Source organism: Bradyrhizobium sp. NBAIM18 (assembly GCF_020193825.1).
Classification (GTDB): Bacteria; Pseudomonadota; Alphaproteobacteria; order Rhizobiales; family Xanthobacteraceae; genus Bradyrhizobium; species Bradyrhizobium yuanmingense.
In genome coordinates, this window is the sequence record NZ_JADYVO010000027.1 from 43,090 (window position 1) to 56,957 (window position 13,868).

The 13,868-nt window shown below is 65.4% G+C and carries 9 protein-coding genes; 4 read left to right on the forward strand and 5 right to left on the reverse strand.

Going from position 1 to position 13,868, the window contains the following annotated elements:
• Nucleotides 1–261: 261 nt before the first annotated feature.
• The 3 genes from I6F17_RS33755 to I6F17_RS33765 all read left to right on the forward strand — a co-directional run bounded on the left by I6F17_RS33755 (nt 262) and on the right by I6F17_RS33765 (nt 6,100).
• Entirely contained in the window at nt 262–1,461 is a 1,200-nt protein-coding gene (locus I6F17_RS33755; protein WP_225130279.1) for an efflux RND transporter periplasmic adaptor subunit, read from the forward strand.
• A complete protein-coding gene (locus I6F17_RS33760; RefSeq protein ID WP_225130281.1) occupies nt 1,458–4,622 on the forward strand; it encodes a multidrug efflux RND transporter permease subunit in 3,165 nt (1,054 codons plus the stop codon). Before I6F17_RS33755 ends, I6F17_RS33760 begins: the two co-directional genes overlap by 4 nt.
• Before the next feature lie 287 nt (nt 4,623–4,909).
• On the forward strand, nt 4,910–6,100 hold the full coding sequence (locus I6F17_RS33765; protein ID WP_225130282.1) for an ABC transporter substrate-binding protein: 1,191 nt from the start codon (nt 4,910–4,912) through the stop codon (nt 6,098–6,100).
• A gap of 213 nt (nt 6,101–6,313) precedes the next feature.
• Here I6F17_RS33765 and I6F17_RS33770 read toward each other — a convergent pair whose 3' ends face one another.
• From I6F17_RS33770 to I6F17_RS33785, 4 genes are read right to left on the reverse strand one after another with little or no spacing between them, the layout of a single operon-like run.
• Complete coding sequence (locus I6F17_RS33770) at nt 6,314–6,700, reverse strand: MAPEG family protein (RefSeq protein WP_057027794.1); 387 nt, start codon at nt 6,698–6,700, stop codon at nt 6,314–6,316.
• A gap of 27 nt (nt 6,701–6,727) precedes the next feature.
• Complete coding sequence (locus I6F17_RS33775; RefSeq protein WP_225130283.1) at nt 6,728–7,810, reverse strand: lipocalin-like domain-containing protein; 1,083 nt, start codon at nt 7,808–7,810, stop codon at nt 6,728–6,730.
• On the reverse strand, nt 7,800–10,262 hold the full coding sequence (locus I6F17_RS33780) for an ABC transporter permease (RefSeq protein ID WP_225130284.1): 2,463 nt from the start codon (nt 10,260–10,262) through the stop codon (nt 7,800–7,802). Before I6F17_RS33780 ends, I6F17_RS33775 begins: the two co-directional genes overlap by 11 nt.
• Nucleotides 10,259–10,912, reverse strand: coding sequence for an ABC transporter ATP-binding protein (locus I6F17_RS33785; protein WP_036014611.1), 654 nt, complete (start codon nt 10,910–10,912; stop codon nt 10,259–10,261). The genes I6F17_RS33780 and I6F17_RS33785 overlap by 4 nt, the downstream gene beginning before the upstream one ends.
• Before the next feature lie 145 nt (nt 10,913–11,057).
• Between I6F17_RS33785 and I6F17_RS33790 the strand changes: the two genes are divergently transcribed.
• The gene (locus I6F17_RS33790; RefSeq protein ID WP_036026296.1) at nt 11,058–12,383 is read left to right on the forward strand and encodes an MFS transporter; all 1,326 of its coding nucleotides are present in this window, start codon (nt 11,058–11,060) and stop codon (nt 12,381–12,383) included.
• A gap of 257 nt (nt 12,384–12,640) precedes the next feature.
• Here the strand turns inward: I6F17_RS33790 and I6F17_RS33795 are convergent, their stop codons facing one another.
• Nucleotides 12,641–13,849, reverse strand: coding sequence for an MFS transporter (locus I6F17_RS33795; protein ID WP_036026276.1), 1,209 nt, complete (start codon nt 13,847–13,849; stop codon nt 12,641–12,643).
• Nucleotides 13,850–13,868 lie beyond the last annotated feature (19 nt).

Genomic DNA, 13,868 nt, shown 5'->3' on the forward strand with positions numbered 1-13,868 from the left:
TGAAGCGGGCATCTCGAAGGACAGCCGCCGGGAAAAGCTCGCAATTCCGAGTGCCCGTCGTTCACGGCAGGGTTCGGCTTGCCGCAACTGCCTTGCCCGGCACCGTCTCTCTCTCTGTCAACCCGTCATCCGGTCAGGGCGCCGTTCGGAGCATTGCGCGCGCATTGGTCTTGAAGAGTTCATCTTTGCAACACATCTTGTGGCGCCCGCAGGTAAAGGCGTACCCTGCATCTTCTGCGGCTTTGATGCGAGGACCTGGGGATGAGCGGACCGGACGGAAGCAGGCAGTTGATCAAAAAGCACGATTTCGTTCAGGTCAGCGCAATCGCCGGGCTTCTCGCCGCCGCGTTGGCCCTGTCCGGCTGCGACAAGCCGGCATCGCAGGCTGCGGCTCCGCCAGCGCCGCCGGTGACGGTCGCCCAGCCGGTCAAGCGCACGGTCACCGATTGGGACGAGTTCACCGGCCGCTTCGAGGCGGTGGAGGAGGTCCAGGTGCGGCCGCGGGTCGGCGGCTTCGTCAACTCGGTCGAATTCCAGGACGGCGCCATCGTGCGTCAGGGTGACCTGCTCTACGTGATCGATCCGCGCCCGTTCGAGGCGGTGGCCACTCAGGCGGAGGGCCAGCTGTCCGACGCACGGGCGCGAGTGGAGCTTGCCAGGCGCGAGCTCGATCGTGGTCTCAATCTGGTGCAGACCAGCGCCGTCTCCGAGCAGGTCGTCGATCAACGCCGCCAGGCGCTGCAGGCCGCGCATGCCGCAGAGATGCAGGCCGAAGGCGCGCTGAAGGCTGCCAAGCTCAACATCGAGTTCACCCACGTGATAGCGCCGCTGACCGGCCGCATCAGCCGCCATCTCGTCAGCCCCGGCAATCTCGTGCAGGGCAGCGACACCGGCACCTCGACGCTGCTCACCTCGATCGTCGCGCTCGATCCGATCTACATCTATTTCGACATGGATGAAGCGACCTTCATCAAATACAGCAAGCTGTGGTTCGAAGGCCGGCGCCCGAGCTCGCGCGATACCGCAAACCCGGTGCAGGTGACGCTGGCCGGCGAGACCAAGCCCTCGCACGAGGGCGCCGTCAATTTCCTCGACAATCGGCTGGACGTCTCGACCGGCACGCTGCGCAGCCGCGCGGTGGTGAAGAACACGGATCTTTCGATCCTGCCCGGCCAGTTCGGCCGCGTCCGCCTGATCGGCAGCGCGCCTTACGAGGCGCTGCTGATTCCGGACGCTGCGATCGCAACCGACCAGTCCCGCAAGATCGTGTTCGTGGTCAAGCCTGATGATACGGTCGAGGCACGCCCCGTCGTGCTCGGTCCGCTCGACGACGGCCTGCGCGTGATCCGTGAAGGGCTGAAGCCGGACGATCGCGTCATCGTCAACGGCATCCAGCGCGCCCGCGTCGGCGCCAAGGTCGCTCCCCAGACCGCGCAAGCGCCGGCCGGTGGCAAGTCATGAATCTTGGCCGCCTCTCCATCAACCAGCCCATTTTGGCGATGGTGCTGTCGATCGTGCTCCTGATCGTCGGTGCGCTCGCCTACACCACGCTGCCGGTCTCCGAATATCCGCAAGTGGTGCCGCCGACCGTCGTCGTCACGACGCAATATCCCGGCGCCTCCGCCCAGACCGTGTCCGACACGGTCGCTGCTCCCATCGAGCAGGAGATCAACGGCGTCGAGGACATGCTGTATCTCTACAGCCAGGCAACCTCGAACGGCCAGCTCACCATCACCGTCACCTTCAAGCTCGGCACCGATCTCGACAAGGCCCAGGTGCTCGTGCAGAATCGCGTCGCCATCGCGCAGCCGCGCCTGCCAGAGGAAGTGCAGCGCAACGGCGTCACCACCCGCAAGAACTCGCCCGACATCCTAATGGTCGTGTTCATGCTGTCGCCGGACGACACGTTCGACCAGCTTTACATCTCCAATTATGCGCTGCTCCAGGTCCGCGACCAGCTCTTGCGCATCGACGGCGTCGGCGACATCCAGATCTTCGGCGCCCGCGACTATTCGATGCGGCTGTGGCTCGACCCTGACAGAATCGCCAATCTCGGCCTGACCTCGGCCGAGGTGCTCGCGGCTATCCGCGCCCAGAACGTGCAGATCGCGGGCGGTCAGATCGCCGAGCCGCCGATCGCCGATCGCGCCTTCCAGCCCAACCTCACCTTCACCGGACGTTTGAAGGACCAGAAGCAGTTCGAGGATATCCTGATCAAGGCCGGCCCTGACGGCCGCACGGTGCGGCTGCGCGACGTCGCCCGCATCGAGCTCGGGGCGCTGGCTTACAGCACCAACAGCTTTCTGCTGCGCAAGTCGGCGGTCGCGATGCTGGTGACGCAGCGGCCGGGCTCGAACGCGCTCGCGACCGCAAAGAACATCTCCGACACCATGACGAGGCTCAAGGAGAGCTTTCCCAGGGGGCTCGACTTCAATATCGGCTACAACCCGACCGAGTTCATCGCCCAGTCGGTCCACGAGCTGATCAAGACCATTTACGAGGCCATGCTGCTCGTGGTCGTCGTCGTGCTGGTGTTCCTGCAGGGATGGCGGCCCGCGATCATTCCGATCATCGCGATTCCGGTCTCGCTGGTCGGCACGTTCGCGGTGATGGCGGCGCTCGGCTTCTCCATCAACAATCTCACCCTGTTCGGGCTCGTCCTCGCGGTCGGCATCGTGGTCGACGACGCCATCGTCGTGGTCGAGAATGTCGAACGCCATCTCGAACACGGCCTCAGTCGTGGCGATGCCGCGCTGAAGACGATGGAGGAGGTCGGCGGCGCACTGGTCTCGATCGCCCTGGTGCTATGCGCGGTGTTCGTCCCGACCGCGTTCCTCGGCGGCATCTCCGGGCAGTTCTTCCAGCAATTCGCCGTCACCATCGCCGTTGCGACGGCGATCTCCTGCTTCTGCTCGCTGACGCTCTCGCCCGCGCTGGCCTCGCAGATCCTCACGCCACACGAAGAAAAGCGGCCGCCGGCCGCCTGGAACATCATCGCGCGCGGCTGGAATGCGTTCACCGGCGTGTTCAATCGCGTGTTCGACCGGCTGGCGCATGGCTATGCCGGCCTCGCCAATTTCGCGATTCGCCATTCGGTGGTGATGCTGCTGATCTACGTCGTGCTGATCGGCGGCGCCGGCTGGTTGATCGTGACCACGCCGCAGGGCTTCATCCCGGCGCAGGATCGCGGCTACGTCATCATATCCGTGCAATTGCCGGGCGCGGCGTCGCTGGCGCGTACCACCGAGGTCGTTCGCGAGATCGAGCGGATCTCGCTGGAAACGCCGGGCATCGTTCGAGTCGCCGCCTTTGCCGGTTTCTCCGGCGCCACCCGCACGCAGGCCGGCAATGCGGCGGCGCTGTTCCCGGTGTTCGACGAGCCCGAGGCGCGGCTGAAGAAGGGCCTGTCCGCGAATGCCATCACCGCCGAGCTGCGCAAGCGCCTGTCCGCGATCCAGGGCGCTTTCATCATTGTGATTCCGCCGCCGGCCGTGCCCGGCATCGGCACCGGCGGCGGCTTTGCCATCCGCATCCAGGACCGCCAGGGCCGCGGGCCTGAAATGCTCGCAGCCGCCACCGACGAGCTTGTCGCCGCCGCGCGCAAATCGCCCTCGCTGCTCGCCCCCTCGGTGTTCTCGCCGTTCACGGCCAACACGCCGCAGCTCTTCGTCGACATCGACCGCACCAAGGCGCAGAAGCTGGGCGTGCCCATCTCCAACATCAACGAGACGATCCAGACCTATTTCGGGTCGACCTATGTCAACGACTTCAACCTGTTCGGCCGCACCTACCACGTCACCGCGCAGGCCGACTTCCCGTTCCGGAAAGAACCGAGCGACCTTGCGCGCCTGCGCACGCGCAACGCTTCCGGCGACATGGTGATGCTCGGCAGCGTGGTCGAGTTCAAGGACGTCTCGGGACCCGACCGCGTCGCGCGCTACAATCTCTATGCGGCGTCCGAACTCCAGGGCGAGCCGGCGCCGGGCACGAGCTCGACCACCGCGCTCAACGCCATCAAGCAGCTCGCGAACGATACTTTACCGAGCGGCTTCACCTTCGAATGGACCGACCTGTCCTATCAGCAGGTCACCGGCGGCAATGCCGGTCTCTACGTATTTCCCATCTGCGTGCTGTTCGTCTATCTCGTCCTCGCCGCGCAATATGGCAGCTGGACGCTGCCGTTCGCGGTGATTCTGATCGTGCCGATGTGCCTGCTCGCCGCCACCATCGGCGTTCGCGTCATGGGCCAGGACGTCAACATTCTGACCCAGATTGGCTTCGTCGTGCTGGTGGGACTGGCGGCGAAGAACGCGATCCTAATCGTCGAATTCGCGCGCGATATCGAGAACGAAGGCAAGCCGCGGCTGGAGGCCGTCATCGATGCCTGCCGCCTGCGCTTGCGGCCGATCCTGATGACCTCGTTCGCGTTCATCCTCGGCGTCTTGCCGCTGGTGATCTCGACCGGCTCTGGCTCGGAGATGCGCCAGGCCGTCGGCGTCGCCGTGTTCTTCGGCATGATCGGCGTCACCCTGTTCGGCCTTCTGTTCACGCCGATCTTCTACGTCGTGGTGCGGAACCTGGCGGAAGGGCGGCGCGACAAGAAGCCGGAGGCGATGGCCTGACGTCTGTCTCGATGGCCAAAGACTCCGCCACATCCTCCGCTGTCATCCTCGCGAACGCGGGGATCCATAACCACAGGGAGGAGTTTAGCGCGACAGCGGCGAGTCTTCGCCAAACACCATCCTGTGGTTATGGGTCCCGGGCTCGCGCTGCGCACGCCCCGGGACGACGGTGGAGAATGTGGCACGCAGAATCCCATACTAACGACCAACATGAAATGGATGGGCGCGCGCGGGGTTCTTCACTACTATCCGCGCGATTTCACAGAAGAATGCCGGGAGTTAAACATATGAAATCAGCACTTTGGGCCGCAGCGGCCTCGGCCCTTTTGATTGCGGTTCCCGCCTCCGCGCAAGGCGTCAAGATCGGCATCCTCAACGACCAGTCCGGCGTCTATGCCGATTACGGCGGCAAATGGTCGGTCGAAGCGGCCAGGATGGCGATCGAGGATTTCGGCGGCGAAGTACTCGGCCAGAAGATCGAGCTCGTCACTGCAGACCACCAGAACAAGCCTGACCTCGCAAGCTCGATCGCGCGGCGCTGGTATGACGTCGAGAACGTCGACATGATCACGGAGCTGACGACCTCCTCAGTCGCGCTCGCGATCCACGAGCTCTCCAAGGAAAAGAAGAAGATCGACATCGTCGTCGGCGCCGCGACATCGCGCCTCACCGGCGATGCCTGTCAGCCCTACGGCTTCCACTGGGCCTACGACACCCGCGCGCTCGGCGTCGGCACCGGCGGCGCGCTGACCAAAGCCGGCGGCGACACCTGGTTCTTCCTCACCGCGGACTACGCCTTCGGCTACGCGCTGGAGAAGGACACCAGCGAGATCGTCACCGCCAATGGCGGCAAGGTGCTCGGCTCGGTGCGCGTTCCGCTCAATTCGTCGGACTTCTCCTCCTTCCTGCTGCAGGCGCAGAGCTCGAAGGCGAAGATCGTCGGCCTCGCCAACGCCGGCCTCGACACCACCAATTCGATCAAGCAGGCGTCCGAGTTCGGCATCGTCGCGAGTGGCCAGAAGCTCGCGGGCCTCCTGATGACGCTTGCCGAGGTGAACGGCCTCGGCTTGCAGGCCGCGCAAGGCCTGGTGCTGACCGAAGGTTATTACTGGGATCTCAACGACAGGACGCGCAATCTCGGCGAGCGCTTCCTCAAGCGCACCGGGCGGATGCCGAGCATGATCCACGCCGGTACCTATTCGGCGACGCTGAGCTATCTCAAGGCCGTCAAGGCTGCCGGCACCAAGGATCCGGATGCCGTCGCCAAGAAGCTGAAGGAGCTGCCGGTCGACGACGACTTCGCGCAAGGCGGCAAGGTGCTCGATAATGGCCGCATGATCCACGACATGTATCTGTTCGAGGTCAAGAAGCCCTCGGAATCGAAGAAGCCCTGGGATTATTACAAGCTGCTCGCCACCGTCCCCGGCGACAAGGCCTTCTTCACCGCCAAGGAGAGCGGCTGTCCGCTGACGAAGTAGGGAAGTGGCACAGCGAGCGCCACACCCTCGCTGTCGTCCCGGACAAGCGCGCCTCAAGCGCGCGCCGATCATGGACCCATAACCACAGGCACGCGTGGTTACGGGGACTCGGAGTGATCAGCTCGCATCACGACATCTTCCTGTGGTTATGGGTCCCGGATCGGCGCTTACGCTTGTCCGGGACGACAGCGGAATGTGTGGCGACGGATTGCCTCACACCAACCGCAGCACCACCGCCCCGAGCGCCCCGACCCACAGCGCCATTGCGGCGAGCGCCTGGATCGCAAAGCCGGTGCCGCGCTTGGCCACGGCTTGCGAATAGCCGATGAAATAGACGATCCGGCCGATGATCCAGATCACGCCAATCGCCGCCGCGATGGCGTCGCTGATATAGATCGCGAACAGCCAAAGGGCTGGCAGGACGATCGGCATCCATTCCAACGTGTTCATCTGGATGCGGAAGGCCCGTTCGAAATCCGGATGCCCCGACATCGCAGGTACCTTGACGCCGGTCTTGGTGCGCGAGCGCGAGACGTTGATGGAGGTGAAGAAATAAAACGCGATCGCCAGCAGCGTGACGAGGGCGGTGAGATGATACATCGTCGGTTCCTTCATAGAAATCGCGCCTCAATAGCCGGTCAGCTCGAGATAGCCAATGCCGTCATGTGTGCCGGCAAAGCTGATCGGCCCTTCCCAGTACGAGAAGCCGGTCCCCATCCAGGCGTTCGGATTGAGCGGCTTGCAGAGGATCGAGAATGATCGCGCGGGGATCGCGATCTGCCATTGCACCGGCAACTTGCGTCCCGCAATCTCAGCCGTCGCCCTCGGCATCATCTGGATGTCGCTGCCTGCAATCATCTGCGTCTCGCCGGCCGCGCTGATCCAATTGCCGAACGGATAATTTCTGCCGTCCTTCTGCCGCAGCCGGTACAGCATCAGCTTGTCTCCGGATGACAGATGCAGCGACAGCCAGTCCCAGCCGGTCTGGTCGGCGTCGAGCGGCTGGCTGCTCCATTCCCGGTCCATCCAGGCCTGGCCCGAGACATCGACCGGCTTGTCGTCGATGCTGAGCGTACCGCGCGCGCGGTAGAACGGCTGACTGTAGTAGTACGAGGCCTGCCCACGCTCCGACTTGCGGCTGAAGCCGCGATCGCCCTGCAGCACGACCGGCCGGTCGGCCTCGAGCGTCAGTGCGTAGCTGAAATCGGCGCCAGCTGCCTTCAGCGACAGCGGCGCCAAAGCGCGGTCATCGGTGCGGTCAAAACTCTTCATCTCCCAATCGTCAATCCAGGCATCGAACGGTTTTGCCGTCACGCCGGCTTGCCCGACGCCACCCCGTGAAAACGTTTCAGAGAAGCGGTGAGTGTCGGCGCGCGTCACCGCGGCATGCGCCATCCATACCTGTTGATTGGCCCAGCCCTCGCCTTGCGGACCTGGCTGCGCCGCCTGGCGGAACAGCGTCCATTGCAGGCCGCACGCCGCGCCGCGCGCGTCGACGAGGTTTGCCGTGAGATACCACCACTCGATACGAAACTGCGGATGCGGTCCGTGATCTTCGGGGAAGGTGAATGTCTTTCCCGGCGTTACCTTTGTAAACCCATCGGCGGTCTCGGCGAGTCCGGCATAGCCCTGCGCGCCGGCGCGGCGCGGGAGGGCGAGGGCGACGATTCCACCGGCGAAGGCGCGCCGCGTGATGGCTTCAGCGCTCATTGGCAAACACCTTGACGAGATTCGCCGGCTGCATCCGCGCCAGCCGCACCATCGGGAGCAGCGCCGCAAGCAGCGAGGCGAAGAGCGCCACCGCGACCAGCTCCACCAGATGCAACGGAAAGACGTGGAACGGCAGCCGCCATCCGAAAGCTTTCACGTTCACGATTGCAATCAGGCACCACGCGACCAGCAGTCCGAGCGGCACGGCCAGCAGTGCCGTGAACAGCGCGACCGAGAGCGTCTTGGTCAGCTCGATTGTGGCAAGGCGTGGCCGGGTCAGGCCGATCGCCCACAGCGGCGCAAGCTGCGGCAGTCGGGAGTTCGCCAGGGTCAGCAGGCTCGTGAGCAATGCGATTCCGGCGACGCCGAGCGTGAAGGCGTTCAGCGCCGACGTCACCGCGAAGGTGCGGTTGAAGATGCGGATCGATTCCGCCTTCACCGTCGCCTGGTCGGCGATTCTGCGGTCGTCGAGCCCAAACTGCTTCTGCAAAGCCGCAATCAGGCCGGGGATATTCTCTCTCGCGACGATCAGGCCGATCCGCGTCTGCGGCGTCTGCGGAAACTGCCGGATCAATGCGGCGACGTTCACAGTGAGCTGCCCCTTGGGGTTGCCGTAATCGGCATAGATGCCGACGATGTCGAGCTCCCAGGTCCCGCCCGGCGCCGGCACCTCGACGACGTCGCCGATCTGCACGTTCAGCCGCCGGCTCAATTGCTCGCTGATGAAAGCGGCATTGCCCGGCACCAGCCGGGTCCAGGCGCGCGGCGCGGTCTCGATCAGCGGCCAGCGCTCACGATAGAGCGCGTGATCGGGCAGGCCGAGCAACTCGACCGGCTGGCCCTGAAACTGCGCCTCCGCGCGCCCGCCCGAGAGGATCGCCTGAACATCGCTGCGATCCTTCAGCCAGTTCCGGATCGCGACGCCTTGCGCATTGTCGGACGCGCTGACGTAGACGTCGGCGGCGAGCCGCCCGTTGAGCCAGCCGATGAAGGTGCGGCTGAAGGTCTCCACCATGGTGGAGACCCCGACGTTGACGGCAAGCGCGAGCAAAAGCGCCATTAGCGCCAGCGACAATCCGGAGAGCTGCTGCCGGCTGTCCGCCCAGAACCACAGCACGAGCGGGCCTCGCGCGAAGCGCTGGCCTACGAGCAGGATGATGTCGAGGAAGGCCGGCAGGATCAGTGCCGCACCGAACATCAGCGCGGCCAGCACGCCGAACCCTGCGATCAGTGATTGCCCGTAATGGAGCAGCAGCAGCGCGACGGCGAACGCGCCGCAGGCCGCACAGCTCTGCAGGATCAGCCAGCGGCGTTGCCGCTGCTGCCAGGCGCCCGGCTGCGCCGTCGCCAGCACCGGCATCCTGATCGCCTTGATCAGGCTGGTCGCCGCCGCCACAAGCGCACCCGCCACGCTGATCCCGATGCCGGCGAGCCACCATTCGGGCCGCAGGCTGAGCTGCCCAGGGATCTGCGCGCCATAGAGTCCGCGCAGCGAGGCCGCGACATCGGGCAGCAGGGCGGCTGCGATGAAATAGCCGCACGCGAGCCCGATCAGGCCTGCGACCAGCGCCAGCGCCACCAGCTCGACCACCAGCACCGTATTGACTAGCCGCGCCGAGGCGCCACAGGCCCGAAAAGTGCGCAGCATTGGCAGCCGCTGCTCGAACGCAAGGCCGACGGCCGAATTGACGATGAACAGGCCGACGAAGAACGACAGTAGGCCGAAGGCGGTGAGGTTGAGATGAAAACTGTCGGTGAGACGCTCGAGCTCCGTCTCCGCATTGGGCTCGACTCGCTCTAACTGCTCGCCGACCACGCTCGCGAGCGGTGCGGGCTTGCCCCTCGGCTTGCCGATCAGCAGCCGCGAGACCTGGTCGGGCTTGCTCAGCAGCCGCTGTGCCACGCCGATATCGACCACGAGCACATCGGGTGCGAGCTGCGGCTGGACCCGCAGCGGCGGCAGCCTTGCGCCGCTGCTGATCGCCGGGGCCGTGCCCTCTGCTTGCTGCAAGCCCCTCAGCGTCTCCCGGGCCACCAACGTCTGGCCGGGCGGAGCAACGAAGCTGCTGAGATCCGTGGTACCCAGGCGTGGCGCGTTGCCGACATCGACCGGCAGCGTGACCGGCTCGATGCCGAGCAGCCGCACCGAATGCCCGCCCACCTGGACGCGTCCCTCCAGCACCGGCGACACCGGCCAGCCGGCGCGGCGGAGCTTTATGAACAGCTCCTGCGGGAAAGTCGCCGCATTGGGAGCGACCAGCATCGCGGTGCGCACGCCGCCGAACGTCGCTGCAGCGCGGTCATAGGCATTGCGGGCCTGCTGATTGATGGCCTGCACCCCGCTCCACAGCGCGGTCGCCGCAATCAGGCCAATCAGGAGCGTCGCGAACTGCATCTTGTGGCGCCGCCAATGGCTGAGCAGCACGGCGAGAACCCAGAGCGCGCGCTTCATGAAATGCGCCCCGCATGCAACGTGAGATGACGGTCGAGCGTGGCGGCGAGATGCAGGCTGTGCGTCACCATCAGGAAGCCGCAGCCGGTGCGCGCGACGAGGTCGCGCGCCAGCGCCAGCACCTCCTCGGCGGTAGCTTCGTCGAGATTGCCGGTCGGCTCGTCCGCCAGCAGCAGCGCGGGCTTTGTCGCCAGCGCCCGGCCGATCGCGACCCGCTGCTGCTGGCCGCCTGATATCTGCTCTGGATACCGTTTGAGCAGGCTGCCGAGTCCGAGGCGCTCGACAAGCTCTTTCGTCCAGGCCGCATCATGCCGGCCGGCGATCCGCGCCTGGAAGGCGAGATTGTCCGCGACGGAGAGGCTCGGGATCAGGTTGAACTGCTGAAAGACCAGGCCAACGCGATTCCGCCGCAAGCTGGCGCGTCCGGCATCCGATAGCGTGGTGACCTCGGCGTCACCCAGCCGGATCGAGCCGCCATCGGCGGCGTCGAGGCCGGCGATCAGGTGCAGCAGGGTGCTCTTGCCGCTGCCGGATTCACCGGTCAGCGCGACGCGCTCGCCAGCCCCGAGGTCGAGGTCGACGCCGCGCAGAACATGGACGGGCTCGCCGGCCGAAGAGAAGGTCTTTGAGAGGTTTCGGATGCTCAGCACGATGACGGCGCCGGACGGAATTAACGGAATTGCTGCCTAGCACACCTGATGCGGAAATGCCGGGGTTGCGTTGGCCCTGAAGCCGCTGTTAGCTTTCAAAACGGCCAAATCAAGAAAGTGCCGAAAGAGACATACGGGGAGAATGATGAGCGCTCAGGAAACGCCGAATGTGGCGGCCAAGACGACCAAAACGCCAAAGGGCGCCTGGACTGTTACATTTCTCCTCTTTCTTTTCATGGTGGTGAACTTCGCGGACAAGATCGTGGTCGGTCTCGCCGGCGTGCCGATCATGACCGACATGAAGCTCAGCGCCGAGCAGTTCGGCCTGCTCGGGTCCTCGTTCTTCTTCCTGTTCTCGATCTCGGCCATCGTGGTCGGCTTCATCGTCAACAAGGTGCCGACGCGCTGGGTGTTGTTGACGCTGGCGGTGATCTGGGCGGTGTCGCAGTTCCCGATGGTCGGCACAGTCTCCTTCACCACGCTCTTGATCTGCCGCATCGTGCTGGGGGCGGGCGAAGGGCCGGCCTTCTCGGTCGCCGCGCACGCCATCTACAAATGGTTCCCCGACGAGAAGCGCACGCTGCCGACTGCAATCCTGTCACAGGGCTCGGCCTTCGGCGTCATTCTAGCGGTGCCGGCGCTGAACTGGATCATCGTCAACCATTCCTGGCACTACGCCTTCGGCGCGCTCGGCGTCGTCGGCCTGATCTGGGTCGCAGCCTGGCTCGCCCTCGGCAAGGAAGGCCCGCTGGAGGATACCGAGGTCCTAGCCGTCACCGAGCCGAAGATTGCGTACGTGCAGCTGCTGACCTCACGCACCTTCCTCGGCTGCGTGATCGCGACCTTCGGCGCTTATTGGGCGCTGTCGCTCGGCCTCACCTGGTTCACGCCGTTCATCGTCAAGGGGCTCGGCTTCTCGCAGAGCCAGGCCGGCTTCATCTCGATCCTGCCCTGGGTGTTCGGCGCCACCATCGTTCTCCTCACCGGCTGGATCTCGCAGGTGATGATGGCCCGCGGCTACACCACGCGCGTCTCGCGCGGCGTGCTCGGCTCGGTGCCGCTCATCGTCGGCGGCCTGATCCTCACCGCGATGGCGCATGTCGAGGGCGCCGGCCTGCAGATCGCGCTGCTCGTCGTCGGCTCCGGACTCTGCGGCGCGATCTACGTGGTCTGCCCGCCGATGCTCGGCGAGTTCACGCCGGCCTCGCAGCGCGGTGCAGTGCTCGCGATCTACGGCGCGCTCTACACGCTTTCAGGCATCATCGCGCCGAGCGTGATGGGCACCGTGATCCAGCGCGCCAGCAGCATGCTCGACGGCTACCTGACGGGCTTCACCATCAACGCGGTGGTCATGATCGGCTCCGGCGTCATTGGCCTGCTGCTGTTGTGGCCGAACACGGAGAAAGCCAGGCTGACACGTGGTGCGGCGGCGCAGGGCACGGCGCTGAAGGGCGCAGTGTCGCCGACGTAAGTCGCGGCTCTCTCTTACCCTCCCCTGGAGGGGGAGGCTCGCTGCGCATGTAGCGAAGCGGAATGCGTAGCGGGGTGGGGTGACGGTGTTTCCCATCCGGCAGTGCCCGAGAGGAGAGATCACCCCACCCCGCTCGCGCTGCGCGCGATCGACCACGGGCGAGCTTCGCTCGTCCCGGACCCCTCCAGGGGAGGGTAAGCGGCTGCCTCGTTAGCCTTCGCAGGAACGACAGTTGAATTTGTGTCGATGCCGACGGCTCAATTTGCTTTCGCCGGCCGGCGCTCCGTGAACGGCGACAGCACCACCGTCGCCACCATGAAGATCACGGACGCGCCGAACACCCAGTGCGGCGCGCTTTGATCCATGATCCAGCCGAACAGCAGCGGTGAGACGATGCCACCGAGGTTGAAGCCGGTAGAGGCGATGCCGAAAGCGCGCCCCGCGGCACCCGGAGGCGCGGCATTGCGCACCAGCATGTCGCGCGAAGGCGCGATCACGCCGGAGAGGAAACCTGCGGTCGCCATCGTCGCCGTCAAGGCCCAGCCCGGCAGCGTCACCAGCGCGATCAGCAGCACGATGGCCGCATTCGCGGCGAAGCAGGCCGCCGCGACATAGCCGTGGCGCTCGGTGCGGTCGGCGAGGAAGCCGCCGGCGAGTACGCCCGCGGCGCTTGCGGCGAGAAACGCAGTCAGCGCGACATTGGCGATCGAATAGGACGTGCCGTAGCCGCTCATCAGCGCCACCACGCCGAAATTGTTGATGCCGGCAACCGACAGGCTCAGCAGCATGAACAGCGCAGTCAGCGTGATCAGCGCCGGCGTGATGATGGCCTGCTTTGGCGCGCTCTCGCTGCCGGGCTTCTTCTTGTGCGCACCGGCATCGGGTATGTTCATGATGATCAGCAGCAGCGCCACCGCAATACCGATCGCGCCCGAGGCGATCAGCGCGCCGGTGCCGCCGGACAGCGTTACGAGCGCGGCCACGATCGCCGGTGCGACGGCGCCGCCGAGAAAGCCGGCAAAGGTATGGATCGAGAAGGCGCGGCCCATCCGCCCCTCGTCCATGTGCTCCGCAAGAATCGCGTAATCGGCGGGATGATAGACGCTGTTGGCAAGACCCAGCAGCACTGCGCAGGCGATCAGCGAGGCGTAGCTGAGATGCAGACCGAGCAGGATCAGCGCGGCGCCGCCGAGCGCGAGCCCGGCCAAGAGAATGCGCCGCGCGCCAAAATGGTCGACGAGGTAGCCGGTCGGCGCCTGGGTTAACCCCGATACCACCGCGAACACGGTGAGGGCGAAGCCGAGCTCGACATAGCCGACGCCGAGCTTCTCCTTCAGGAACGGAAACAGCATCGGCAGGACCAGCAGATGGAAATGGCTGACCCAATGCGCGATCGAGATCCCCGTCAGCGTGCGCAGCGCACTGTCCGTCTTGCCTTGTTGCGGTGCGGCGAGAACGTCGACCATTGCAGTTCCGTTTCACTCC